A 24,540-nucleotide genomic window follows, 5' to 3' on the forward strand; every position below is an offset into this window, starting at 1 on the left:
AAGCCGTACAGAGAATGTTCTCTGTACGGCTTTTTATGTGCGGTAAAAGAGTGAATGATTCAATGCTACCGTATGTTTTTACAAAAGGCTGAATGCAACTCGGTCTTAAGTCTGAGTTAAAAACGGTTCTTAAGCTCGTTATGGAAAAAAGAAAAAATAGTTAAGATAAGAGTATCAAATCGAAGGGAGGCAAGCACAAGATGAAACAATTTCTAGCGTTTATCGCGGCTGGTATTTTAGCTTTAATTGCTCTTGGCAGTCTTGCTGGTATTATAGGATTCGCAATTGGAGCAGGAGTTGTGTACTGGAGCTATAAATCATTTGTGCGAGCACAATCATTTTTTGGAAAGTTAGCTTGGGGTATTGTTGGTTTAATCGGCTTGTCCATCGCCCTTTCTCATTCCCCAGCATTAATCGGTATTGCAGCATTAGTAGTTTTATACTACGGATACCGTGAGTGGAAAAAAGAAAAAGATGTAGTTGTTGATTCTGCTCCAGAAAGTTCTAAACCATATAGCAACTTTGAAGATGAGTGGAACAAGTTAATGAAAAACTAATATAAAATAAATCAAATCAAATTTATAAAGTAGAAGAGAGGAAGATTATAATGAAACAATCTTTATTCGGACGTGTACGCGATGCAATTTTAGCAGATTTTCATAGTGTGTTAGATGAGAAAGAAAGAAAAAACCCAATTGCTATGTTAAACCAATATTTACGCGATAGTGAGCGTGAAATAACAAAAATTGAGAAGTTAATTCAGCGTCATAAAACATTAAAATCTAACTTTGCTCGTGAGCTTGAGCAAGCTCGTTATTTCGTGAATAAAAGATCAAAGCAAGCGATCATCGCTCAAGAAGCAGGCGAATTACAACTACATGAGCGTGCATTAGAAGAAGTAGCTTATTATGAAGGGCAAGTAACTCGATTAGAAGAAATGTATGCAGGTGTTGTAGAACAAATTGATGAGCTAGAGCGTCGTCTTTCTGAAATGAAAAATAAATTAAAAGAAATGCACGCAAAACGTATGGAATTAATGGCACGTGAAAATATGGCACATGCAAATCGTCGTATGAATACTGCGATGCATAAAATGGATGAAAATAATCCATTCTTACGCTTTGAAGAAATTGAAGATCATATTCGCGACTTAGAAACTCGTATGAACGAGGAGCATGAACGTGACACATTTGATATGAAGATTGCAAAGCTTGAGCGTGAAATGAAAGAAAAGAATGATGTATCGTTAACGAAAGAGTTAACAAAATAATAGTAGTATATTATAAAACAGGCTTATGATATAGTGATAGGAGAAAAGGTGTTGGAAAGCAATGCCTTTTCTTCTATGTATATGTGACAAGAAGGGGGGAGCTGAAATGAAGAAGCATTTTTCAAAAACACAATTAATGGGGATGCTCCTCATCATATTTGGATTCGGTCTTTTTCTTGATATGATACTTGGACATTTTGAACCAGGTGGTCTCATTTTTGCATTTATTATGCTTATGTTTGGAAGGCATTATCGTAAAAAGAATCGTTATGTACGGGGAAATGTATTTTTATTTGTTGGTGGTATCGTATTTTTATTCTTCTTATTTTCATCAGCAGCATTTGTTCTTGTCGTATTTGCTTGTTTAGCTTTAATTGGTTATCAATTGATTCAACAAGGGCATCAGCAAAAGGCAATGAAGGTTGAAATTAAAGAAAAAGGGATTATAGATGAAGAGAAGCAAATATATCGTACAGAACCATATTTGAAAAATATGTTTGTAGGCAATGTACGAATGATGGATCATATTTATGAACTTGAGGATATTAATGTTCAATATGGTGCTTGTGATGTGGAAATAGATTTAACAACTGCTATGATTCCAGAAGGAGAAACGGTAATTGTTATTCGAGGTGTCGTTGGTAATATTCGTTTATATGTGCCATATGATATTGAACTGTCTTTAAACCATTCTGTTATTGTCGGACGTGTGCTCTTGCCAGGTCATGAGGAGACAGGGTTTAACCGCAATGTTACATTTAGAACAGAGCAGTATAAAGAGGCTCCGCGTCGTATTAAAATTATTTCTTCGCTTGTCGTAGGCGATACGGAAGTGAGGAAAGTATAATGAAGAAACAAAAAAATATTTCGTGGATGTACATTCGTTATTCTATGTTGTCCTCAGTTAGTATCGCACTCATTTGTACAATTGTATATGTATGGAAAAGCGAGCAACAAGTATATGATTTATTATGGAAGGAATCCATCGCTTCTGTTCCAATTGGCTTGTTTATTATGACTACAAGTTTACTGATCGGGGGAATTGTAGGATATGCAATCGGTTACTATATAGAGCAGCGGATACAAGGATTGAATACGTTTCTATTTGAAGTAGAGCGAGGGAACTTTCCGAGTGATGTTTCGTTTACTGCAGATGATGAATTTCATGAAGTGGAACGAAAAGTAATTGTTCTGGCTCGTCGATTAGAGGAGCAAGCTGGACTCTTTCAAAAAGTAACGAATGAACGAGCTCATTGGAATGAAGAGATGAGACAAGAAGCGATTTCCCAAGAAAGGCATCGATTGGCGAGGGAGCTGCATGATTCTGTAAGTCAGCAGCTTTTTGCAATGTCGATGATGATGTCGGCTATTAATGAACAAGTAGCTGAATTTCCAGAAACGACGAAAAAGCAGTTACAGCTCGTTGAAAATATGGTTGTAAATGCACAATCAGAAATGAGAGCATTGCTTCTTCATTTACGCCCAGTGCAGTTAGAAGGTAAGAAACTAACAGAGGGTATAGAAGAGTTATTAACCGAACTGTCTAGAAAGCAACATATGAAAATTGAATGGTTAATTGAGCCAATAGAATTGAAAAAAGGCGTAGAAGATCATTTATTCCGCATAGTACAAGAGGCGCTGTCTAATACTTTACGGCATGCAAAGGCAAAGAAAACGGAAGTGCGTCTTCGAAAAATTGATCAATATGCAATTCTAAAAATTATTGATGATGGCGTTGGATTTGAAGTTGGAGTTAATAAAGCTGGTTCATATGGTTTAAGATCCATGCAAGAGCGAGTTCATGAAATTGGTGGTACATTAAAAGTACTTAGTTTTCCAAATAAAGGTACACAAATAGAAGTAAAAGTACCGATTATGATTGAGAGAGGGGGAGAATCATGATAAAAGTATTACTAGTGGATGATCATGAAATGGTTCGAATGGGTGTATCAGCATATTTATCAACGCAACCAGATATTGAAGTAGTTGGAGAAGCTGAAAACGGAAGAAAAGGTGCAGAGTTAGCACTGCAATTAAGACCGGATATTATTTTGATGGACCTTGTCATGGACGAGATGGATGGTGTTGAAGCAACACGAGCTATTATTCAGGAATGGCCAGAAGCGAAAATTGTAGTGGTAACGAGCTTTTTAGATGATGAGAAATTATACCCTGTTATTGAGGCCGGAGCGACGAGTTATTTATTAAAAACATCAAGAGCGAGTGATATAGCAGACGCTGTACGAGCTACTTATGATGGAGAAACGGTATTAGAGCCAAAAGTTACTGGTAAAATGATGTCTCGTATGCGTCAGAAGAAAGAACAACCTTTGCATGAGGAGTTAACAGAAAGAGAGTCTGAAATTTTGTTATTAATTGCAGAGGGGAAAAGTAATCAAGAGATTGCAGATGAGTTGTTCATTGCCCTCAAAACAGTAAAGACACATGTGAGTAATATATTAAATAAGCTAAATGTAAGTGACCGAACACAGGCGGTTATTTATGCGTTTAGACATCAATTGACGAAATGATAAAGTGAAACTTTAACCAGTGGGGTGGTCCCCACTGGTTATTAGTTTGTACCAAATCTTTTTATTGACGACAATAAATGTAAGCGTTATCATTGAGTTGTTAACAGTACATACAAAGGGGAGAATGTATATGTTAGTTCAAACTATATTTGGCATGGATAAGTCTAAAAAATTAGGGGATTATGTGAACGCATTACAAGCGCTTTGTGAACAATATAATGTTGAAACAGATAAAATTGCAATTGTTGAGGCGACAGAAGAGTACTATTTATTTTTAGTAAAGCAAGAAAAGTGCTATGATGTTGTCAAAGTAGAAACAGTGGATACAAATATTGATTATTATACGAAAGTGTATAAAATAAGCAGTTTTAATCATACCGCTTATCAAAAGTAAAAAAACTCCCTTTCGGGAGTTTTTTTAGGATGCTTTTACTTCACGAGATTCGGTTAGTAAGGGAACTTTTTGCGCGCCACTTAGCTTAGCGATTGCAAGGCCGATAAGAGCTCCGGCTAATGCTGGTATTAGCCAGCCAATTCCTTCATTATATAAAGGGATAAATTCAAAATATGGTGTGATATATGAAACTGAAATACTACCTTGTTTTAATCCATCAAATACGCTTACGATTGCAGCTCCAATTAAAGCACCTACATAAACAGAGCGATATCCACCAAAATATTTATGAAGTAACGATAGTAGAACAAGTACAATCGCAACTGGATATACAACAAGTAGAATTGGAACAGAGATGGAAATGATTTTTGTTAAACCTAAGTTGGCAACTAATAATCCCAATACACAAATGATACTTGCGAACGTTTTGTATGAAAATTTAGTCAATAATGTTGAGAAATATTGACTACATGCAGATACAAGTCCAACACATGTTGTTAAGCAAGCGAGTGTAACGATAAGAGATAATAAAAGCAGCCCATATGGACCGAATAATTGTTGTACGATCACAGTAAGTAATTGTCCACCATTCTTTGCATATCCGAGCGAGACGCTAGTTGCACCGAGCCAGCCAAGCGCACCATATACAAGTACGAGGCCAGTAGCGGCAATAAGTCCAGCTTTGGCTGTTGCGATGGCAATGGATTTACGATCTTTCACACCTTTAGAGCGAATCGCATTTACAACGATAATTCCAAATGCAAGTGCTGAAATGGTATCCATCGTTAAGTATCCTTCCATAAAGCCTTTGAAAATCGGAGAAGTTTGATACTCTTGCATCGCTGGTCCTGATTGTCCAAGTGGTGTAAATACACTTTTAACAAATAATAAGAAAATAGAGAGTAATAAAATAGGTGTTAATATATTTCCAATTCGATCGACAAGTTTAGATGGATTCAAACTCAGCCAATATACGATAGCAAAGAAAATGATTGTATATACAAATAGTGCTAGGCTGCTAGAGCGAATCGTTTCTGGTAAGAAAGAACTAACACCCATTTCATAAGCGACATTTGCAACGCGTGGAATTCCCATAGAAGGACCAATGGCAATGTATACGACTACCGTAAAGAATATTCCGAATAATGGATGAACATGACTTGCTAGTTGCTGCATACCATTTCCTGATAAAGAAATTGCGATCACAGTTAGTAGTGGTAAACCGACTCCTGTTAGTAAAAATCCAATCATTGCCGGCCAAAAGTTTTCACCTGCATTTTGTCCAAGCATGGGAGGGAAAATTAAATTACCTGCCCCAAAAAATAAAGAAAATAGCATAAGACCCGTGAAAAAAATATGTTTTTTTGATACAGTGTTCATTGTTTTTCCTCCTTTTTTAAATTCATTTGTAAGAACACAAAAAACTCGTCCCTAAAGAAAGGGACGAGTTATATTTACCCGCGATACCACCCTAATTTATACATGTAGAAATAATTCTATATGTATACGGCTCTGCAACGTACAACATGATACGTGTTCCTTGTAACGGGGGACAGCCGGTAAGAACTTACTACAGCATTCGGTTCTACTTCTCGGAGATGATTTTCGGCTACGCACTGAACGTTGGCTTTCAGCAAATCGCCAACTCTCTGGGGGACAGTCCTATAACGTACTCGTTCTCGTCAATGAATTTTTATTCAAGTATTCTGAAAGTATTGTTACATTTTTTTTTTAGAAAGTCAATATATTTTTAAATAAAACATATGCGGAAATGTTATTTGTTTTAAAATGAATGGTTGATGTAAATTGAATTGTAAAACGGAAGTGAAAATTTGCGGAGAATTGTAAAATTTATAGAGAAAGTTGATATTTATAAGAGTAAAGAAGGGATTGTTTGAATTTACAGAGAATAATACAACAATCCACTTGCTGGAAAGAACAAACCAAAAGAGGTGACTGAAATGCTTGCGATGGGAGTATTATTTGGCATTATTGCTATAATTGGTTTTATGTGGTTATATTATTCGCGTTCATTTAAACAAGCAGAAGTTTTACTCTTTCAAAAAGGTAGTTTGTTGACAAATCAGTCTAGATATTTAGTATGTCCGAAGTGTGGAAGTGCACAGGCCAGAAGTGGAGGCTATCAAGAGTGTTGCAAAATTAGATTATGAAAGAAGGGAGCCTCACATTATTTTGTGAGGCTTCCTTCCTTACAATTTCATGGCGCTCCAAATGGTCCACCGATCTCTTTCAATAATAGGAGAGGTGTTTTGTAATGCAGTTTGGACCTGTTGTAAAAGTTGAGAAAGTTCATAATCTGTTAATTCGTATAGAATGGATCGACCTGTTCGAGGTGATAAATCTTGCAATAATGCTTCTACAGAATCATGTATTTTTCGTACTTCCCATTGCGTTTGAGCCGGGAACACGTGAAGGAAATGTTTTTGTAATTCTCGTTGTATCGTGGTGGTTTTTGGTCGTCTTTTTGATTCTATTTCAATAAGTTTTGGAAAGGTAGAGAAAAAATATCCACGAATGTGTTCGGGGCTTCCAGGGAGTGTACAATCTTCAATCGTTCGGTCTTGTATAATAAGTACACCGTTTTTCTTTAATATGCGAGAAGCTTCACATAGAAATGTAGGAATGTCTTGTAAATGATGAATAACTGCGCGCGAAATAACAATGTCGAATGTCTCATTAGGATAAGGGACGCTATGTGCATCACCGTGAATGAAAGAAATGTTTGGAAAACTGCTACAATTTTCTTTTGCAGCTTGTAATATTTCTTTTGAAAAATCAAGACCAACAACACTTTTTGCTCCCATAAGAGCAAGTTCTTTCGTATAAATCCCGCCACCACAGCCGATATCAATTATTTGCTTGTTTTGTATAGTTGTAATACTTTTTATCATTTCTCCCCAAGAAGTATGGGCATTTCGCTGTGCATATGTGTATTTATTATTTGCATCGTGAAAATTAATGGACATGAAAAAGACCTCCTTTCATTGCTTAGTATAGCGTATTTTATAGTGTGTCACGTTTTTGTTTTTTATATGAAGATTATAAGGATTTCTTATTGTAAAAGGAGGATTAAGTTGAAAAGGAAATATGTATTGCTGTTATTTGCTATGTTACTAGCATCTTGTAGTCAATTTGAGCAAAAAAAAGAAACAAAAAAAGTGGAAGAGACGGTGAATGAAGTGAAAGAAACAATAGGGGTAACCGTTATACAAAAAAAACATAAAGAGAAAAAGTTACAGGAATCAGAAGCTAAGGTAGTAATAGATATTATGGATAGAGCTGAGAAACAAGAAATAACAGGCAGCTTCGGTGAACCTGAATATGAAATACAAATTAGTAGAGATGGGAAAAAAGAAACATATTATGCATGGCTAAGAGGAGAAGACAGACGAGGATGGATACAACATAAGAAAGCTATGTATATGCTGAATAAAAAAGATACAGAAAAGCTTTTGGCTATATTTCCAAATGTATCAGAACAAAAAGAAGATGAAATACAGGTAGGTCCTTTAACGGAAGTAACAAAAAAAGATTTGCAGATTACCGCGTTCCATATTAAAGCAGGCGATCAAAAAGTGAATTATACGGTACGGTATACGATTTCACAGTCATTATACAACAAGTTAGAGAAGGAACAAGAATACTATTTGCAGGTCGTTTTTCCAGAAAAAGTTCAAAAATTAATTGGAGCAAAAGAGAGTGAAAAAATCTTAGGAGAAAAGGTAAAGGAAGGATATAAACAGTATGAATTGCATGCTACTGTTCCGATACAAGGTGCTTCAGAATCACAATTAAAGTCATTAGAAACATATTATGAAAATTATGATTTGAAAATATTAAATAGTAAACAAGAAAAAATAGGTGTTTTTCAAAATATTATTCAAATTGTTAAAGAGTATGGTGAAAAAATGAATTTACAAAGATAAAGTGAAACGTGGGATGAATATAAACTCGTTAATTCTATATGAACTTTCCTAGGAAATGATAATAGAGAGGGGCCCCCCTCTCTATTACTTTGCTTTTGCAGATGGCTTATTCATTGATTTTCGTGTAATAAGAAAAGAAATCATAAGAGCGGAAAGGATGATAAGGGCAATAAATACGTGATTGGGCAACAAATCTAATAATAATACGTAACTAACAGTATAAAAAATAAGAGTTGAAGCTAAAAACGATAGAGCGCCTATTATGAGAGATTGTAAATTCAATTGCGTACACCTCCTTTTATTTATATTTTTGGCTAAAAATGGATTATATAAACATTATTTCTAACAATAGAAAAAAATATGTCATAATAGAGAAAAGAACAAGCTTTGATGAATGTATATAATCCATTAATGAGAGATAAAGGAGAGGAATATGAAAAATAATAAAAAAGGATTATGGGGAATTATTGTTGCAATAGGGGTATTTTTACTTTCTAAGTTAAAGTGGGTATTTGCGATTTTTAAATTAGCAAAGTTTTCAACGGTATTTAGTATGTTTCTATCACTTGGTGCGTACGCAGTTATATATGGTTGGAAATTTGGGGTAGCGCTCATTTATTTGTTGTTTATTCATGAAATGGGCCATTTATGGGCTGCGAAAAGAAAAGGTATACCGACATCGCCAGCAATATTTATTCCATTTATGGGCGCTCTTATTGGGATGAAAGAGATGCCAAAAAATGCAAAAGATGAAGCATATATTGCCTATATGGGCCCTCTTTTCGGATTACTTTCATTTTTACCGGCTATTCCACTTTATATGATAACGAAGGAGCCGTTTTGGGCGCTCATTATTTTACTCGGAAGTATGATTAATTTCTTTAATTTAATTCCGGTTTCTCCGTTAGATGGGGGACGAATTATTTCAGTTGTAAGTACGAAAATTTGGGTAGCGGGGCTTGTTTTACTACTTGGCTATTCAATTTATTTTAAAAGTATTTTGGGCGGATTTATTTTTATTATCGGCTGTATGGAATTGTATAGAGTAATAAAGAGAGATGAGCCAATTAAGGAATTAGGATATAGAATTGATGGAATGAAAGAATATGTTGCAAGTCTTGAAGAAGAGTTAAAAGAAACTGGTGCAGTGCATCGAAATATATATATGATGCAACATGAAATAAATGTATTAAGGCAAAAGGAAAGAGAGAAAGAATTAAAAACAGGAGAACTTCAAAAGATTGAAGTGTTAGAGTATCTGTTACCAAAGTTTGAGCCACTGGATTACGTCCCATATGAAGATGAAAAAGAAACACATACCATTCATATACGAGAAGCATTTGAAATGTCAGAAAGAAAATTACAGAAATGGGATGCAGAAAAGAGACAACAGGAAAACTATTATAAAGTGGATACGAAAACGAAATGGACAGTATTTGCTTGTTATATCGGATTAATGGCTATACTTGGTTATACAGCTTATGAAGGATATATTGTTTTACAAGAACATTTGCCAACGAGAAATGTATAGAAAAATATTGTCGAAATGATAGGAAGAATTTATACAGGAATTATATTTCTACGAGAGAATGATACAAGTATAGTCATACGTTGTAATATTTTTAGTAGAGAAGGAGTTCTGTATATGAAGAAATTGTTAAATGTATTAGGCATTATTATCGTGATGATCATTGCGAGCTATAGTCTTATGAAAGTGCTGTTACATTATGCCAATAAACCTGCTGAGGTAAATACAATAACTCAAATAGAAGATGTGCAAGAAGAGACAAAAGTACTAGATTTTATTCGTATGACACATGAAAGTTATAATAATTTCTTAAATTATGGTAAAGCAGAGAATTATACAGAAGGGGACTGGAGCCAATTTAAACAATGGTTTCAACAACAAGAATCATCATTAAAAAATATACATACAGACATAAAGAATGAAAAAATAAAACGTGATGTAAATAGAAGCTATGAAATTGTAAAAAAAGGTGTGGAGCTCCAAAATATTGAGTATGTAGTGTATGCACACCGTGTATACCATGACTTAGATATTATCGTAAATAAGTATAGAGGTGAAGCGAACATCTGGGGGTATACAGAATTTGGAGATGGGAAAGATATAAGGGTAATTGAACAAGCGATACAGTCTAAAAAATAAGCGAGCTAGCATTCTAGTTGGCTTATTTTCTTTTGTAAGTGCAATGTTCATATATTTTTCACAAAAACATCGTGTTAATAGTGATTAAAATCACAATCTGTATTATACAATTCAGTTAAACTAAAAACAGTTAAGGAAATAGAGGAGTGGGATACAGTGTTAAGTGAAAAAACAATTGAAATCGTAAAGTCAACAGTACCATTATTACAGGAAAAAGGCGTTGAAATTACAACGAGATTTTATGAAATTTTATTTTCAGAACATCCGGAGTTATTGAATATTTTCAACCATACAAATCAGAAAAAGGGAAGACAACAACAAGCGTTAGCGAATGCTGTTTATGCAGCTGCAACGTACATTGATAATTTAGAAGCTATTATTCCAGTTGTAAAACAAATTGGTCATAAGCATAGAAGTTTAGGTATTAAAGCAGAGCATTACCCGATTGTAGGTACATGTTTACTACGTGCAATTAAAGAGGTCGCAGGTGCACCTGATGAAGTTTTAAACGCATGGGGAGAAGCTTATGGTGTCATTGCTGATGCATTCATTAGCATTGAAGCAGAGATGTATGAAGAAGCAGCACATAAAGAAGGTGGATGGAAAGATTTCCGTAACTTTGTAGTTGTAAAAAAAGTGAAGGAAAGTGATGTTATTACGTCATTTTATTTGAAACCCGAAGATGGAGAAAAAGTTTCTTCATTCATCCCAGGACAATATGTAACGGTTCAAATAAATATCGAAGGTGAAACATATACACATAATCGTCAATATAGCTTATCAGATGCTCTTGGAAAAGAATATTATCGTATTAGTGTCAAGAAAGAAAAAGGTGTAGATACACCAGACGGTAAAGTATCTAATTACTTACATGATTATATAAAAGAAGGCGATATGTTACCAGTAAGTGCCCCAGCAGGAGATTTCGTATTAAATATGGATTCAACTTTACCAGTTGTCCTAATTAGTGGTGGAGTAGGTATTACACCAATGATGAGTATGCTAAATACGTTAATTGAACAAGATTCAAAACGTAATGTATGTTTTGTTCATGCAGCGATAAATAGTCATACACATGCAATGAAAGAACACGTTAAGGCAGTGGATAATGAATACGAACAAGTTAAAACATACACTTGCTATTCGGCACCGACTGAAAAAGATCTGGAAATGAAGAACTTTGATAAAGAAGGTTTCATTGGAGCTGAATGGTTGCAAACGATTATGCCGAAAACGGAAGCAGAATTTTATTTCTGTGGTCCAGTACCATTTATGAAGCATATAAATGCTGCACTAACTGATTTAGGTGTGAAACAAGAGCATATTCATTATGAATTTTTTGGTCCAGCAGCAAGCTTACAATAGATTGCACTGAATAAGTAAAAAACGAGGTATTATTTTACCTCGTTTTTTATTTGTTCTCGTAATAGTCGATTTACTGTTTCGCGGCGTATACCAATCAGTTGACCAATTTCAGTTTGCGTTAATATTTCATATATAGGAATATCACCTAAATAGAGTGTGAACCATTCTTGTAAACGATGAAGACGTTCTTTCGGAGAAACGGTTGTCAATTGATCGATACGCTGTTGCATCATTCTTAATTTTGATTGTAATTGCATAGCGATATTTGCATAGGATGCAGGATTTGCCTGGAGTTGATCGTACCATTCATTACTAATTATAGGTTCAACTTCTGTTTTCGTTAAAGCAATTGCTGTACCGTGATATTCCTTCGGTGAAATTAAAGAATGGTGAGGTATCGTTTCTCCTGGAACGATAATGTTGAATAGAAATGGTGTTCCATCTTCTTCTATTCTTACTACTTTTAATAAACCTGTTTTTATAAAATATAAAGGACCGTCCTCACCTTGACGGAATAGTATATCTCCTTTGTGTAGAATCAATGTTAGCCCCCCATTTAAACATTTCTATTTCTTTTCGTGTATATGTATAAAGACAATATGCTATTTAAACAGCAATTTCATTGACGAAATATATGCTATTACAGTAGTATACTATTTAGTGTGTAATAGTACTAGCAATGAATACGCTGTAGGGGGTTTAGTATATTGTTAGATGCGATAAAAATGACGGATATGAGAATTCCGGCGAATGCCATCATTCATGTAGAAGAGATGAAAGGTGGAGTCGTGTTATCCGTTGAAGTAGACGGCCAAATTATTTATACGATGGCTTATGATGAAGAAACAGATAGTTATGCTGAATTATATGATCGAAACGATAAGAGGGCGTGCCAAGTACATGAAGACTTTATGGGATGGTCACTTCTTCACTAAAAAAGATGTCAATATGACATCTTTTTTTATTAAAACGATAGAATATACAAAGAAATGAAATATAAGGATAAAATTTGTAATAAATGATTTTGCATTGTTAGCACTTTGTAACTGCAAGTAAATTATTTTTTCGCTATCATAAAGATAACAGTCGCAGTTATAGGAGTGGTCAACTTGAAGAAAGTACATATTTCCAATTACATGTTATTATGTGTTTGTTTAATTTTATTCGTTCTCTTAGGAGGATTTTTATATTCATGCGTATAAGAAAAAACGCATTCTAAAAAGAACGCGTTATAAAAAAGAAGTAATGATTAATCTAGTCCCAAGAATAATTAATGTGATACGTAATAAATTAATTACGGCTTTACCACTTAATTTCGTATTGATATAAGCCCCGATTTTTCCCCCGATCCATGCACCAGGAATAAGAATTAATGCGTAAATCCAGCTGACATTTCCAAGGGAGATGTGAGTTGCAGAACTTACAATTGCTGATAGAAATACGATAAACATCGAAGTTGCTACAGCAATATGTGCTGGGAATGCAAAAAGTAGCATCATTGCTGGAACAAGTAAGGCACCGCCACCAATTCCAAATAACCCAGATATAAAACCAACTATAAAAGCGATAAAGATAGCGAGAAGCGGTGGGAATTGATAGTGCACAGTGTTTCCTTCGTTATCTGTAAAAGAACGCTTAATTACAGTCATATTTGATAAAGAAAGAGGTTTTAATTTGTCTCGTAACATAAGAAGAATGGAGACAAAAATAAGGAAAATCCCAAAATATAAAGAAAATGTATCTTGGTTTAAAAATTTATTTGCCCACGAGCCGATGATACCACCAGGGCCACTCCCGATAAATAAAATAAGTCCACTTTTGTAATCTACTCGTTTATGCTTCATATAAGTAAGGGTGGAAGATAGTCCTGTAAAAACGACTGTTACCATTGAGGTTCCTACTGCGAGTTGTGGTGATAGGCTGTGTAATCCAATTAATAACGGAACGATAATAATTCCGCCACCAAGACCGACTAGACTCCCGACTGTCCCGGCGATTAGCCCGATGAAAAGTAACATGATGTATTCCAAAATTTCCAACTCCTCTATATAACTTATCCACCAATTATTATACACGCTTTTTAAGGAGAAAAAGGTTTGTTCACAAAAAAGTCGTCTTCCTAGAAAAATAAGGAAGACGACTTTTAATTAAAAGATTAAGTGTAGTAAAGAGTAAAATAAAGCAGCTAAAGAAGCTGAAATAGGAAGTGTGATAACCCATGTAATTAACATGCGTTTTGCAGTTCCCCATTTTACACCTTTTACACGATGAGAAGCACCAACCCCTAAAATAGAAGAAGAGATAACGTGCGTCGTACTAACTGGTAAGTGAATGAATGTTGCCCCGAAAATAACAAGAGATGATGATAAATCGGCAGCTACACCATTTACAGGACGAATTTTCATAATTTGTCCACCGACAGTTTTAATAATTTTCCATCCACCGACAGAAGTACCAAGACCCATTGCAATCGCACAAGATAATTGTACCCAGAACGGGATGTCGCTAGAAGTATGATAATTATTGGCCATAAGAGCCATCGTAATAATTCCCATTGCTTTTTGCGCATCATTCGTACCGTGTGTGTAAGCTTGTAATGCAGCAGTGAAAATCTGGAATAAACGGAAATTTTTGTTTGTCTTCGTTAAATTGAAGTTTTTAAAGACGACTTTAAAAATACTGTATACGATATACCCGATAACAAAAGCGATAATCGGTGAAATGATTAAAGCCTCAAGAATTTTTATAAAACCTTTAAAGTTTAATGAACTAAAACCAGCAGCAGCGATAGCTGCACCTGCGATCGAGCCAATGATTGCATGCGAAGAACTACTTGGAATACCGTAGTACCAAGTAATTAAATTCCATGCTATTGCCGCAAGTAAAGCTGCTAAAATAACAAGAGAACCATTTGGTAAAGCGAATGGATCAACGATATCTTTCGTAATCGTTTTTGCTACACCTGTAAATGTCATCGCACCTAAAAAGTTCATAATAGCTGCCATAACAATTGCATGTCTAGGCTTTAGAGCTTTCGTTGAAACAGCCGTTGCAATAGCGTTTGCTGTATCGTGAAATCCATTAATAAAGTCAAAAGCTAAAGCGCAAATGACTACTAAAACGGTCAGTATCAAGAGTGTATCCATGATCAAACTCCTTACGCGTTCTTCATAATAATTGTTTCTAATACGTTTGCAACGCTTTGGCAGCTATCCGCTACTTCTTCAAGCTCTTCGTAAATCTCTTTGTATTGAATAATCTTAATTGGATCTTTTTCACGAGAGAATAAGTGCTTAATCGCATGACGGCGAATATCATCACATTGTGATTCATAATCCTTAATCTTAATCGCATTTGTACGAATGTCGACTAATTTTTTGTTAGACATTAATTCAACAGAGTTTGCAATTTCAATCGCACATTGATTAATTGCTTCTACGAATTTAATCATGTATTCATCAGCTTCTGTAATAGAATACATTTCGAATAGACCAGCACTATGATCTAATCCGTCTAATACATCATCCATACTCATTGCAAGCTGTAGGATGTCCTCACGTTCAATAGGAGTAATAAACGCTTTGTTTAGCTCCATAATGATTTCGTGAATAAATGAGTCACCTTTTGACTCATACTCTTTCATGCGCATAGAAAACTCTTTTAAATCGCTAGCATTTTTAATTTTATACTCCACGAAAAACTGCGCGCCTTCTTTTAAATTCTCGGAAACATTCATTAACATTTCAGAAAATTTATCTTTTTTTGATTTAAAGACCATTATTAGTTACCCCCACAAAAGTAATATATGTAAAATATATTGGCTAGTCAATTCTAACAAAAAACTGTCGTTTTTTAAAACATTTTATCGAAAAGTTTACAAAAACTTAACATAACTCTCATTGTTGTATTAATAATATTAATAATCAATATTGAATATCTTACTTGTAGAATGTCCTTTTCTTGCAAAAAGTATGAATGTGAAAGAAAAGCTTTACACTACAGGAAAGACTACGTTATTATAATAAATTTAAAAGGAGGTATATTCTTCCTTTTGAAAAGAAGAGTGTAAACAAACGAAGGAAGTGAACGAATGAAATTGAAGAACACTCACTTAAAAAAAATGCAGGAGTGGTTCAACAAGAGAAAGAAGCTTCGTAATTCATTAATTATATTAGGAAGTTTGCTCGCTACTCTATTTATTGCTATAAATATTATAATTTCCATCCAAGACATATCTGAATTAAAGCAAGCTGTTCCGCAACCGACCTTAATTTATGATGCGAATAATGAAGTTGCGACTAAATTAGCTTCTTCTAAAACAGAAGGCGTAAAAAAGAAAGATATTCCTGATATTATGGTTCAGGCAATTGTTGCAGTAGAAGATAAGGAGTTTTTTAACCATCATGGTATTTACTATAGTGGAATTATAAGTGCAGTTTTTAAAAATATTACAGCAGGAGAAGTTGTAGCAGGGGGAAGTACAATAACACAACAACTTGCGAAAAATGTATTTCTGACACAAGACCGCACATACTCCCGAAAAATAAAGGAATATTTTTTAACGAAAAAAATAGAGCGCACGTATACGAAAGATGAAATCATTGAAATGTATATGAACCAAATTTATTTTGGTGAAGGTGCTTGGGGTATAAAAAGGGCAGCTAAATCTTATTTTGATAAAGATGTAAAAGATTTAACAATTTCAGAAGCTGCAACGATTGCGGGCTTGATTAAAGCACCATCTGCGTATTCACCTTATAAAAACTTTAACAAGTCAATTGAAAGACGTAATGTCGTATTAAGTTTAATGAAAGAGCAAGGGTATATTTCTGACGAACAGTATAATAAAGAAAAAGAGAGCGGACTTGTGTTAAAACGTGGCGTTGATGATAAATACAAGGGAAAATACTCTCAATATGTAGACTATATTGTTAGAGAGGCGATGGACAAGTACGAATTAACACAAAATGAAATTTTAGCGGGTGGTTATCGTATTTATACAGAGCTTGATCCGAAAAAACAACAGGCTGTAGAAGACGTTGTAAATAATGATAGTTATTTCAAAGATAGTGGCTCAGACCAACTTATGCAAACGGGTGTAGTTCTTATGAACCCCAAAACAGGTGGTGTACCAGCTCTAGTTGGAGGCAGAGGGCCGTATCAGTTTTTACAGTTTAACCATGCAACCCAATTAAAAAGACAACCTGGCTCAACGCTAAAGCCTTTGGCTGTATATGTACCAGCGTTAGAACAAGGATATGAAGTATACGATATATTAAAAGATGAACCATTTAACATTAAAGAATATAAACCACAAAATAGCGATCATACTTTTCACGGTGATGTGACAATGTATGAAGCTGTGGCAAAGTCGTACAATGTTTCAGCTGTGTGGCTATTAGAACAAATTGGATTAGATAAAGGATTGAAATCTTTAGAGCGATTTGGTATCCCATTAGTGCCAGAAGATCGTACGTATCCGATTGCTTTAGGCGGTATGCATGTGGGGACATCTCCATTTGTAATGGCTCAAGCATACAGTACATTTGCAAATGATGGAGTCCAAGTGGAAGCTCATGCAATTAGGGAGGTACAAAATGCTGAAGGTGAAACGCTTGGAAAGTGGTATAAGAAAGAGACACGAGTGACGAGCGAGAAAGTTTCTCAAAAGATGACATATTTATTAAAAGGTGTTGTCGAAAAGGGAACGGGCGAAAAGGCGAAAGTTAATAATGTTGATACGGCTGGTAAGACAGGAACTACTCAAATTGTAAATGGCCCGAGCACCGGTGCAAAGGATTCATGGTTTGTTGGATACACACCAGATTTGGTAGGTGCGATTTGGGTAGGATATGATAAAACAGATAGCGATCATTATGTTCCGGGTGGTAGTCAAATTACGACGACAATGTTCCGGGATATTATGAAAAAAGCAAACGCAAATCCAGCTCAAAAAGCATTCCAGTTATCGCTCATATCTGAGGCTGATTATAAAAAACAATTGACTACAATAGAAGAGGAAAAACGAAGAAAAGAAGAAGAGAAGAGAAGGAAAGAAGAGGAACAACAACGAAAACAAGAGCAACAAGAGTGGTTTGATAAAGTGAAAGAATGGATTCCTTCATTTTGGTAAAAGAAAGGGGCGAATAAAAAAATTCGCCTCTTTTTTTGTATGAAAACAAAATAAAATTTTAATCGGTAGAGATTTTTGTCTATCTTAATTAGCTATTAATCCATATCCGTTGAGATACATGATATTACTCATTAAGTACAATATTCGTACTGCCAAAGGATTCGGAATCGTATGTGACGATTATTTTGCCTTTACTAATAGGTTCGTAAGGCAATTCTTCTTCGTAATTACCATTATTTTCATTGTGGATAGAAAGTGTAATTTCATCGATTTTTTTATTTGTATACTGATCTTTAATCGTTTCAGCAATTTGGAGTAACGCCTCGGAACTAGAAGCTTTCGTAATAAGCATTCCTTTTATAACTTTTTTTTCATTATTTGTTGCATTGGAATAAGGGATGTTGCTTTGTTTTGTATACAAAAGTTTGTATGGAACAGTTTTTCTCTCTGCTTTTGATATAGTGGAATATTTTAGAGTTAAAAAAAATCCTACACATAAAATAATGCATACCATAAGAGCAAACCAAATGCGTATTAGTGACATAACTCTCATTTTCATCCCTCTTTCATATCTTTGACTTCACTATTTATCATACAAAAAGAGGATTAAGATAGAGTAAATTTGAGGTAAAGAAACGTAAAGAAGGAGCACTTATCCTCCCAAATAAGTGCTCCTTTCTATATAAAGAGAGATTTAATGCACGGTTAAACAATACATATTATTATAAATATACTTATTGAGTGAAAATTAGTAAATTCGGAATACAGATAGTGTTGCAGTTGTATCGCCCGTGTTTGGAATAGAAATAGTGTTTGCTGTAGGTTGTACAGCAATCGTTGTACCAGCTTGTAAAGTAACGATTGTAGAGAATGAAACAGCACTACCGATAACGTTAGTTGAGAAATTACGAGTAGGTGGTTGACCATTGAACGAAATACCAAAACCAAACGGTGAAGAGCCTGGGAAAGTTGTAGACGCTGAGAAACTAATATCATATACACCTGTTTCTAAAATCGTTAAAGTATCTGAAGTATCATTGAAAGAGATATTAGTTAATTCAAACACTTGATTGAATTGAAGGTTTGTTCCAGGTGATATAGTTTGTGGATTTGAGTTTCCGATTGCTGCGATCGTTACAGGAATTGGCGTACCTGCTGGTCCTGTTGCGCCAGTAGCACCTTGAGCACCAGTAGCACCTGTTGCGCCTGCCGGTCCTTGAATACCTTGAGGCCCTTGAGGTCCAGTAGCGCCTTGCGCACCTGCCGGTCCTTGAGCACCAGTAGCGCCTGTTGCACCTGCCGGTCCTTGAGCACCAGTAGCACCTTGAGCGCCTGCCGGTCTTTGAGCACCAGTAGCGCCTGCTGGTCCTTGAGCACCAGTAGCACCAGTAGCGCCTGCTGGTCCTTGAGCACCAGTAGCACCTTGAGCGCCCGCTGGTCCTTGAGCACCAGTAGCGCCTGTTGCGCCTGCCGGTCCTTGAGCACCAGTAGCACCTTGCGCACCTGCCGGTCCTTGAGCACCAGTAGCACCTTGCGCACCTGCCAGTCCTTGAGCACCAGTAGCACCTGTTGCGCCCGCTGGTCCTTGAGCACCAGTAGCGCCTGTTGCGCCCGCTGGTCCTTGAGCACCAGTAGCACCCACTGGTCCTTGAGGCCCAGTAGCACCTTGAGCACCCGCCGGTCCTTGAGGCCCAGTAGCACCAGTAGCGCCTGTTGCTCCTCTACCTCCAAGACAACCTGATCCATATTGAACTAGGATAGTTTGGATCTCTGTTATGAGTCTAACTAGTTTGTCGATCGTACAACAATCTACTTTGAATAACTTAGCGATATACAATAAATAATTAAGTAAGCTTTGTAGCTCAACGTACAATGCTCCGCATGAGAAAGGTGTTGTTCTTAAAATAGTTAATAGATTAGCAATAATAGAATTTCCAATTTGTTTTTGTGCTGGAGATAAATCTAAGCAATTAAGGAATTTTTGTAAGTTATTTAGGGCAGCAATCAAGTTGTTGATATTATTTTGAGAAGGGTTTTGAAAGACAGCTTGAATAGCTTGGCCAAGAGCTTGAAGAAGTCTAACGAATTCTGTAAGTTCGGACTTAGAGATGTTAATGTGACTGCAAGTTCTGACTTCGCAACAATCATTACCATAAAATACTTTTCCTTTCTTTCATAGAATCAATAGTCATTACTATATATTAAAATGAAATTTATACTAAATCCGTGCTGGACAAACTACCATTTCTAAAAAAATAAGAAATGGGCCCAGCTAGCAAAAAATAAGTGAAATATAGAGAAGGTTTTATATAATGTAAAGAAGAAAAGTTCAATATAAAAACTGCATGTCAATTGTTGAAGGATGTAACAATTAACATGCAGTTCGTGGATTGGATTTTATTTGTATTGATTTAATCTTTCAAGGGCTGTTTTAGGTAAGATTGGAATTGAAATAGTAAAAGTAGTACCATCTTCATTACTAGTCATTTTTAATGTACCGTTATGATTTTGAATAATTTTTTTCGTTACTGACAAGCCCAAACCTGTGCCGGAATCTTTTGTTGAGAAGAATGGATCAAAGATATAGTCTTGAATCGCTGGTGGAATACCAGTCCCATTATCAGTGAAAGTAATACGAACAAAATTATCTAGGCGGTAACTAGTGATTTGGATAGAAAGTTTTTTTTCTCCTTGAGCATCGACAGCGTTCTGGAATAAGTTTAAAAAAACTTGCACAAGTTCATGACGATCAATATGAACTAATATATCATCTAATTCGGTAGAAAAATTATAATCAATTGAAATGTTATGTAAAAAGACTTCGCTAGCTAGTAACTGTTGAATATACTCACGTAAAAATGTATTAATGGGAAAGGGTTCTCTTTTAAATTCACGTGTTTTTGAAATAGATAAAAATTTTGTAATGATACTATTTGCTCGATCTAATTCAGGAATAAGTAAATTTTTAAATAGTTCTTTATTAGATGGAGAAACACTTTCTTGTAAAAATTGTAAATATCCTCGTACGGTTGTAAGAGGATTACGTACTTCATGTGCAATACCAGCCGCGATTCGCCCTGCTAACGAAAATTTTTCTGCATCACGTTCTGTGTTTAAATAATGAAAGACACTAATAACTCTAAAAATCTCTCCGTTATAATCACGAATAATTCGGTTATTTAAAATGCCATAGTTTTTGTCTAAAACTTCTTCATTATATATTTCTGTGCCCGTTCTTAATGTTTCTAGAGCTTTGATTTTTTCTTCAGGTAATTTTAGTAATTGTTGAATTGGTTTTCCAATTATATCATTTCGTATTACACCAAAATCATCTGCTGCAGCTTGATTACATAAAGTTATATTTCCTTTATTATCAACAAAGGTTACATGATGTGAAAAAGCATCAAAAATATGAACAAAGTATGTTTCAAGTTGTTTAAATAAAAATAATGAATCGCAAGTCAGTTGAAAATCAGCCTCTTTATTTTCTTTTTTTATGCTTTGAATGGAATGAGTCGATCTCGTTTTCTTTATTTGTAAACCAATATGTGGATTTTTATATGTGAAATGATGTGGTAATTGATTCACAAGTTCTTCATAAAAACGTACTTTATTTTCTAGTTCTTCTATTCGTTTTTCATGAGATACAATATCATCTTTTGGAAGCATAAATAAATAACCCCTCAATTTAAAAATTCTTCCATCTAGTATATCATATTTTTATACGGATACTCTTAAAGAAGGGACTACTTAATGAAATTGATTGGTCGAAGTGTTAAGGAAGTGAGTAGACTGGATAGAAGGTGAAGTTAAAAAGGGAGGAATATATTTGCTTTTCATTGGAGTAACAGGGTGGGGAGATCATGATTCTTTATATATAGACCCCTATGAAAATAGAAATAAATTACGAACATATAGTGAGTATTTTCCTATAGTAGAAGTGGATAGTTCATTTTATGCGATGCAACCTGCACGAAACTATACAAAATGGACAATGGAAACACCGAAAGATTTTTCTTTTATCGTAAAAGCATATCAAGGAATGACAGGACATATGAAAGGTGAAATTCCTTTTTCTACGTTCGATGAGATGTTTGATGTATATAAACAATCTATTCTTCCTTTAATTGAAGCTGGTAAATTAAAAACGATTTTATTTCAATATCCACCATGGTTTGATTGTAAAAAGAAAAATGTAGATTTTCTCCGATATACAAAAGAAAAAATGGAAGGTTTGCCGTGTGCGATAGAATTTCGAAATCAAACATGGTTTTATCCAAAAATGAGAGATAAGACGTTACAGTTCCTAGAGCAGGAGAAATGGATTCATACAATTTGTGATGAGCCACAGGCAGGGATGGGTTCAGTACCGCTTGTATTAGAAGTAACGAATGCAGAGATGGTGTTAATACGTTTTCATGGCCGGAATGTTCATGGCTGGCTTGATAAAGGGGAAAATTGGAGAGCGGTTCGTTGCTTATATCGCTACAACAATAAAGAATTAGAAGAATGGGTAGAAAGACTAGAACAATTAAAAAAGAAGACAAAGGACATATATGTACTATTTAATAATAATTCGGGCGGCGATGCAGCTGATAATGCGAAACAGCTTATGAAAATGATGAACATTACATATGGTGAGCCAAAGCCTGAGCAATTAAATTTGTTTGAGTGATAATAAGCAAGAAAGGCACTGTACAAACAGGGGGAATGTACAGTGCCTTTCTATATGAAAAAGAGGGGTAACAATGTTACTGAGCGTTTGGTTGATTCATCAATTGTTGGCTTCGTAATAAATGATAATGGTTATCATTATCATTGTCAATAGTTTTCCGAAAAATAAATAAAAAACTTTTTATATTTTAAATAGCAATAAAAAAAGAACAGCATTAATGCTCTTCTTCTTCACAACCTATTTTTGTGTCAACACTAATAAAAATTAGAGGGAATATCATTAGAATAATCTCAAATTACATCGAATTAAAAACAAAACCTCGATTTAGATATATAAATCAAGGTTTTTAGGTATACACACCATTTAATATTATTTTTGTATGTTTAATTACTTATTTTTTATTTTTTTCATCAAAAGAAATAGAATCAAAAGGATAGCTATAATTGAAATTAAGCCTATAACACTATAAATTGTTGTACCGATATTCATTATTCCACCTCTTAATTCTTACCAGTTTCCAGTATCCCAAGCTTTATCTCCGCCTACATATATTTTATGATAAAATGTAGTTGTATAATTACCTGATATAGTTCCGGTAAACCTTAGAAAACCATATGCATTTCTACTAGAAGTTTCGGTACCTCTTTCTAATTTTAATTCTATATTCCCTAAACTACCTACACCAGAAATATCCCATTCATATATTCTACTAAGACTATCATAACCACCTTTTACATGTGAGTAATCAGCTTTAAAACTAGAATATACTGCGCCACTTAAACGAGAAACTTTCCGACCATAATAATTCACATAACCTGAACCAGTTCTAGAAGTACCACCTGAAATAGTTCTTTGTTCAACTTTCGGTCCAACTTCTTCAAAAGTACCACCTGTAATAGATTCTAATGTAACAGATCCATCCAAATATGTTGTTTTCTTTTCTGTACAAAGTACAACATTTTCATCTAAATATTCTTTAGTTTGCGTATATCCAGTCCCTACTTTTGCAGGATTCTGAGCATCTAATAATTCACCTTTTTTAAGTTTTTCAATCAATCTTATTTGAGTTTCTTCTGAAATCCCACCTATAGTGAAATTATTTTTTATTTCTTTAATTAATTCTTCGCTAAGTACTTCTTTTTGCGGTGCTACAAAAGAATTTGGTTGCAACTCTGCATTACCAATAGTTGGTAATGCACTTAATGTTAATCCTAATGCTAATGATAACCCTAAAGTTTTTTTCATAAATAACCTCTCCAATCCCATTTTGTATTAATGTTATTGCAATTATATATTAAGATTTATAGATTTTAATTACAAGTCTAGTTATCCATGTGTTTTTTTGATAAACTTAACTTGTAAAAAAATGTAAACTTAACGTAGTTTATAATTAGGTATGTGTAAATGATTTGAAAAATAGATATAATTCACAATCAATTGACTTGTTACCATAATTCGATATATAACATATGGTTCAAGTCGGAGGAAGGCACCTTAGGATGTATTTTTTTATTTATTTACAACATAATATACTAAAATACTCATAAACGGATTGAATATACTTTCTATAAATTCCGTAAATTTAATGGTATGAAGGAAAGAGAAAATGCAAGATGAATTAGTCAATATTAGAAGAGGTGGATGGTGTTGGTATGGCACTAACACACATTTAAAGAAACAGCTAATGTAGGTGAATTTATGGCGTTTGTAAAAATTTAAGTAGATAAAAATAATACAAGAAATTTCACGTACTATATCCGATGTGTAAAACCAAGTCCTGCAATAAGAGGTATTCTAACCAGCCGTCCCCTTATCCTCTAATCCAATAAGTAATAATTCCCTTATGTATTCCCTTAACTTAGTGAGTCATTACCCTAAGTCTTATACAATCCTATATTTTTCATCTTTTCTTCGAATTTAATGTTGACTGAAGGTCTTGAGGGTTTTTATCATGTGGGAACGATTATGGAATACGGCTGGAAGGCAGATTTATCCCCTACTTTGAAAGACTACAAAAAAGTAATTGATCAAAATAGATGGATAAGTGTTTTTGTTTTT

24 protein-coding genes, 1 pseudogene and 1 other annotated feature are annotated in these 24,540 nt (G+C 34.6%); of the genes and pseudogenes, 14 read left to right on the forward strand and 11 right to left on the reverse strand.

Annotated features, from left to right (window positions below):
• Window positions 1-200 precede the first annotated feature (200 nt).
• The 6 genes from AC2CGR_RS02540 to AC2CGR_RS02565 all read left to right on the forward strand — a co-directional run bounded on the left by AC2CGR_RS02540 (window position 201) and on the right by AC2CGR_RS02565 (window position 4,195).
• The gene (locus AC2CGR_RS02540; protein WP_000808632.1) at window positions 201-557 is read left to right on the forward strand and encodes a lmo0954 family membrane protein; all 357 of its coding nucleotides are present in this window, start codon (window positions 201-203) and stop codon (window positions 555-557) included.
• A 50-nt stretch (window positions 558-607) separates the two neighbouring features.
• Window positions 608-1,270, forward strand: a complete 663-nt coding sequence (locus AC2CGR_RS02545; protein WP_087964692.1) for a PspA/IM30 family protein — start codon at window positions 608-610, stop codon at window positions 1,268-1,270.
• 106 nt (window positions 1,271-1,376) lie between these two features.
• Entirely contained in the window at window positions 1,377-2,117 is a 741-nt protein-coding gene (gene liaF, locus AC2CGR_RS02550) for a cell wall-active antibiotics response protein LiaF (protein ID WP_000716094.1), read from the forward strand.
• Window positions 2,117-3,172 carry a sensor histidine kinase gene (locus tag AC2CGR_RS02555; RefSeq protein WP_000744330.1) on the forward strand — a complete coding sequence of 352 codons (1,056 nt, stop codon included), beginning with the start codon at window positions 2,117-2,119 and terminating at the stop codon, window positions 3,170-3,172. Before liaF ends, AC2CGR_RS02555 begins: the two co-directional genes overlap by 1 nt.
• The gene (locus tag AC2CGR_RS02560; RefSeq protein ID WP_000598703.1) at window positions 3,169-3,801 is read left to right on the forward strand and encodes a response regulator; all 633 of its coding nucleotides are present in this window, start codon (window positions 3,169-3,171) and stop codon (window positions 3,799-3,801) included. The genes AC2CGR_RS02555 and AC2CGR_RS02560 overlap by 4 nt, the downstream gene beginning before the upstream one ends.
• A gap of 55 nt (window positions 3,802-3,856) precedes the next feature.
• On the forward strand, window positions 3,857-4,195 hold the full coding sequence (locus AC2CGR_RS02565; RefSeq protein WP_412678144.1) for a DUF3992 domain-containing protein: 339 nt from the start codon (window positions 3,857-3,859) through the stop codon (window positions 4,193-4,195).
• Between the two features lie 24 nt (window positions 4,196-4,219).
• Here AC2CGR_RS02565 and brnQ3 read toward each other — a convergent pair whose 3' ends face one another.
• Entirely contained in the window at window positions 4,220-5,575 is a 1,356-nt protein-coding gene (gene brnQ3 / locus AC2CGR_RS02570; protein ID WP_087964695.1) for a branched-chain amino acid transport system II carrier protein BrnQ3, read from the reverse strand.
• 56 nt (window positions 5,576-5,631) lie between these two features.
• Window positions 5,632-5,890, reverse strand: a binding site (T-box leader).
• A gap of 266 nt (window positions 5,891-6,156) precedes the next feature.
• Here brnQ3 and AC2CGR_RS02575 point away from each other — a divergent pair.
• Window positions 6,157-6,366, forward strand: a complete 210-nt coding sequence (locus tag AC2CGR_RS02575; RefSeq protein WP_000880630.1) for a hypothetical protein — start codon at window positions 6,157-6,159, stop codon at window positions 6,364-6,366.
• Window positions 6,367-6,405: 39 nt separating this feature from the next.
• Here the strand turns inward: AC2CGR_RS02575 and AC2CGR_RS02580 are convergent, their stop codons facing one another.
• Window positions 6,406-7,182: a class I SAM-dependent methyltransferase gene (locus AC2CGR_RS02580; RefSeq protein WP_087964696.1), complete on the reverse strand. Its 777-nt coding sequence runs from the start codon at window positions 7,180-7,182 to the stop codon at window positions 6,406-6,408.
• Window positions 7,183-7,290: 108 nt separating this feature from the next.
• Between AC2CGR_RS02580 and AC2CGR_RS02585 the strand changes: the two genes are divergently transcribed.
• Window positions 7,291-8,142 carry a YhfM domain-containing protein gene (locus AC2CGR_RS02585; protein ID WP_029440652.1) on the forward strand — a complete coding sequence of 284 codons (852 nt, stop codon included), beginning with the start codon at window positions 7,291-7,293 and terminating at the stop codon, window positions 8,140-8,142.
• An 84-nt stretch (window positions 8,143-8,226) separates the two neighbouring features.
• On the opposite strand, the gene AC2CGR_RS02590 is transcribed toward AC2CGR_RS02585, so the two are convergent.
• Window positions 8,227-8,424: a hypothetical protein gene (locus AC2CGR_RS02590; RefSeq protein ID WP_484480483.1), complete on the reverse strand. Its 198-nt coding sequence runs from the start codon at window positions 8,422-8,424 to the stop codon at window positions 8,227-8,229.
• Between the two features lie 151 nt (window positions 8,425-8,575).
• On the opposite strand from AC2CGR_RS02590, the gene AC2CGR_RS02595 reads away from it, so the two are divergent.
• The 3 genes from AC2CGR_RS02595 to hmpA all read left to right on the forward strand — a co-directional run bounded on the left by AC2CGR_RS02595 (window position 8,576) and on the right by hmpA (window position 11,674).
• Window positions 8,576-9,673, forward strand: coding sequence for a site-2 protease family protein (locus tag AC2CGR_RS02595; protein ID WP_087964697.1), 1,098 nt, complete (start codon window positions 8,576-8,578; stop codon window positions 9,671-9,673).
• 114 nt (window positions 9,674-9,787) lie between these two features.
• Window positions 9,788-10,309, forward strand: a complete 522-nt coding sequence (locus tag AC2CGR_RS02600) for a hypothetical protein (RefSeq protein WP_484480484.1) — start codon at window positions 9,788-9,790, stop codon at window positions 10,307-10,309.
• A 156-nt stretch (window positions 10,310-10,465) separates the two neighbouring features.
• Complete coding sequence (gene hmpA / locus AC2CGR_RS02605) at window positions 10,466-11,674, forward strand: NO-inducible flavohemoprotein (RefSeq protein WP_484480485.1); 1,209 nt, start codon at window positions 10,466-10,468, stop codon at window positions 11,672-11,674.
• 29 nt (window positions 11,675-11,703) lie between these two features.
• Here hmpA and AC2CGR_RS02610 read toward each other — a convergent pair whose 3' ends face one another.
• Window positions 11,704-12,216 (reverse strand): Crp/Fnr family transcriptional regulator, encoded by a 513-nt coding sequence (locus AC2CGR_RS02610; protein ID WP_087964700.1) that lies wholly within the window; start codon window positions 12,214-12,216, stop codon window positions 11,704-11,706.
• 165 nt (window positions 12,217-12,381) lie between these two features.
• Between AC2CGR_RS02610 and AC2CGR_RS02615 the strand changes: the two genes are divergently transcribed.
• Window positions 12,382-12,609: a hypothetical protein gene (locus AC2CGR_RS02615; RefSeq protein ID WP_000882907.1), complete on the forward strand. Its 228-nt coding sequence runs from the start codon at window positions 12,382-12,384 to the stop codon at window positions 12,607-12,609.
• A 294-nt stretch (window positions 12,610-12,903) separates the two neighbouring features.
• Here the strand turns inward: AC2CGR_RS02615 and AC2CGR_RS02620 are convergent, their stop codons facing one another.
• The 3 genes from AC2CGR_RS02620 to AC2CGR_RS02630 all read right to left on the reverse strand — a co-directional run bounded on the left by AC2CGR_RS02620 (window position 12,904) and on the right by AC2CGR_RS02630 (window position 15,452).
• Complete coding sequence (locus tag AC2CGR_RS02620; protein ID WP_000455757.1) at window positions 12,904-13,704, reverse strand: sulfite exporter TauE/SafE family protein; 801 nt, start codon at window positions 13,702-13,704, stop codon at window positions 12,904-12,906.
• A gap of 117 nt (window positions 13,705-13,821) precedes the next feature.
• Window positions 13,822-14,820, reverse strand: coding sequence for an inorganic phosphate transporter (locus tag AC2CGR_RS02625; RefSeq protein WP_087964701.1), 999 nt, complete (start codon window positions 14,818-14,820; stop codon window positions 13,822-13,824).
• A gap of 11 nt (window positions 14,821-14,831) precedes the next feature.
• Window positions 14,832-15,452 carry a DUF47 domain-containing protein gene (locus AC2CGR_RS02630; protein WP_000231448.1) on the reverse strand — a complete coding sequence of 207 codons (621 nt, stop codon included), beginning with the start codon at window positions 15,450-15,452 and terminating at the stop codon, window positions 14,832-14,834.
• Window positions 15,453-15,764: 312 nt separating this feature from the next.
• Between AC2CGR_RS02630 and AC2CGR_RS02635 the strand changes: the two genes are divergently transcribed.
• Entirely contained in the window at window positions 15,765-17,807 is a 2,043-nt protein-coding gene (locus AC2CGR_RS02635) for a transglycosylase domain-containing protein (protein WP_087964702.1), read from the forward strand.
• A gap of 124 nt (window positions 17,808-17,931) precedes the next feature.
• On the opposite strand, the gene AC2CGR_RS02640 is transcribed toward AC2CGR_RS02635, so the two are convergent.
• The 3 genes and pseudogenes from AC2CGR_RS02640 to AC2CGR_RS02650 form a co-directional block, all read right to left on the reverse strand.
• The gene (locus AC2CGR_RS02640; RefSeq protein ID WP_001265569.1) at window positions 17,932-18,360 is read right to left on the reverse strand and encodes a hypothetical protein; all 429 of its coding nucleotides are present in this window, start codon (window positions 18,358-18,360) and stop codon (window positions 17,932-17,934) included.
• Between the two features lie 195 nt (window positions 18,361-18,555).
• Window positions 18,556-19,977 (reverse strand): annotated as a pseudogene (locus AC2CGR_RS02645) (Gly-Xaa-Xaa repeat protein); the annotation flags it as partial.
• 227 nt (window positions 19,978-20,204) lie between these two features.
• On the reverse strand, window positions 20,205-21,476 hold the full coding sequence (locus AC2CGR_RS02650) for an ATP-binding protein (RefSeq protein ID WP_484480486.1): 1,272 nt from the start codon (window positions 21,474-21,476) through the stop codon (window positions 20,205-20,207).
• A gap of 160 nt (window positions 21,477-21,636) precedes the next feature.
• Here AC2CGR_RS02650 and AC2CGR_RS02655 point away from each other — a divergent pair, with 160 nt between their 5' ends.
• Window positions 21,637-22,482, forward strand: a complete 846-nt coding sequence (locus AC2CGR_RS02655) for a DUF72 domain-containing protein (RefSeq protein ID WP_484480487.1) — start codon at window positions 21,637-21,639, stop codon at window positions 22,480-22,482.
• A 507-nt stretch (window positions 22,483-22,989) separates the two neighbouring features.
• Here the strand turns inward: AC2CGR_RS02655 and AC2CGR_RS02660 are convergent.
• Window positions 22,990-23,727: a hypothetical protein gene (locus tag AC2CGR_RS02660; RefSeq protein ID WP_484480488.1), complete on the reverse strand. Its 738-nt coding sequence runs from the start codon at window positions 23,725-23,727 to the stop codon at window positions 22,990-22,992.
• Window positions 23,728-24,540 lie beyond the last annotated feature (813 nt).

It is taken from the genome of Bacillus sp. LSHTCR4 (assembly GCF_057197025.1).

What these genes read in the sequence shown, in the direction of transcription:
- AC2CGR_RS02540 (WP_000808632.1), top strand. Translation starts at nt 201, where the DNA reads ATGAAACAATTTCTAGCGTTTATCGCGGCTGGTATTTTAGCTTTAATT.
- AC2CGR_RS02545 (WP_087964692.1), top strand. Translation starts at nt 608, where the DNA reads ATGAAACAATCTTTATTCGGACGTGTACGCGATGCAATTTTAGCAGAT.
- liaF (WP_000716094.1), top strand. Translation starts at nt 1,377, where the DNA reads ATGAAGAAGCATTTTTCAAAAACACAATTAATGGGGATGCTCCTCATC.
- AC2CGR_RS02555 (WP_000744330.1), top strand. Translation starts at nt 2,117, where the DNA reads ATGAAGAAACAAAAAAATATTTCGTGGATGTACATTCGTTATTCTATG.
- AC2CGR_RS02560 (WP_000598703.1), top strand. Translation starts at nt 3,169, where the DNA reads ATGATAAAAGTATTACTAGTGGATGATCATGAAATGGTTCGAATGGGT.
- brnQ3 (WP_087964695.1), bottom strand. Translation starts at nt 5,575, where the DNA reads ATGAACACTGTATCAAAAAAACATATTTTTTTCACGGGTCTTATGCTA.
- AC2CGR_RS02575 (WP_000880630.1), top strand. Translation starts at nt 6,157, where the DNA reads ATGCTTGCGATGGGAGTATTATTTGGCATTATTGCTATAATTGGTTTT.
- AC2CGR_RS02580 (WP_087964696.1), bottom strand. Translation starts at nt 7,182, where the DNA reads ATGTCCATTAATTTTCACGATGCAAATAATAAATACACATATGCACAG.
- AC2CGR_RS02595 (WP_087964697.1), top strand. Translation starts at nt 8,576, where the DNA reads ATGAAAAATAATAAAAAAGGATTATGGGGAATTATTGTTGCAATAGGG.
- AC2CGR_RS02600 (WP_484480484.1), top strand. Translation starts at nt 9,788, where the DNA reads ATGAAGAAATTGTTAAATGTATTAGGCATTATTATCGTGATGATCATT.
- AC2CGR_RS02625 (WP_087964701.1), bottom strand. Translation starts at nt 14,820, where the DNA reads ATGGATACACTCTTGATACTGACCGTTTTAGTAGTCATTTGCGCTTTA.
- AC2CGR_RS02630 (WP_000231448.1), bottom strand. Translation starts at nt 15,452, where the DNA reads ATGGTCTTTAAATCAAAAAAAGATAAATTTTCTGAAATGTTAATGAAT.
- AC2CGR_RS02635 (WP_087964702.1), top strand. Translation starts at nt 15,765, where the DNA reads ATGAAATTGAAGAACACTCACTTAAAAAAAATGCAGGAGTGGTTCAAC.
- AC2CGR_RS02640 (WP_001265569.1), bottom strand. Translation starts at nt 18,360, where the DNA reads ATGAGAGTTATGTCACTAATACGCATTTGGTTTGCTCTTATGGTATGC.
- AC2CGR_RS02650 (WP_484480486.1), bottom strand. Translation starts at nt 21,476, where the DNA reads ATGCTTCCAAAAGATGATATTGTATCTCATGAAAAACGAATAGAAGAA.
- AC2CGR_RS02660 (WP_484480488.1), bottom strand. Translation starts at nt 23,727, where the DNA reads ATGAAAAAAACTTTAGGGTTATCATTAGCATTAGGATTAACATTAAGT.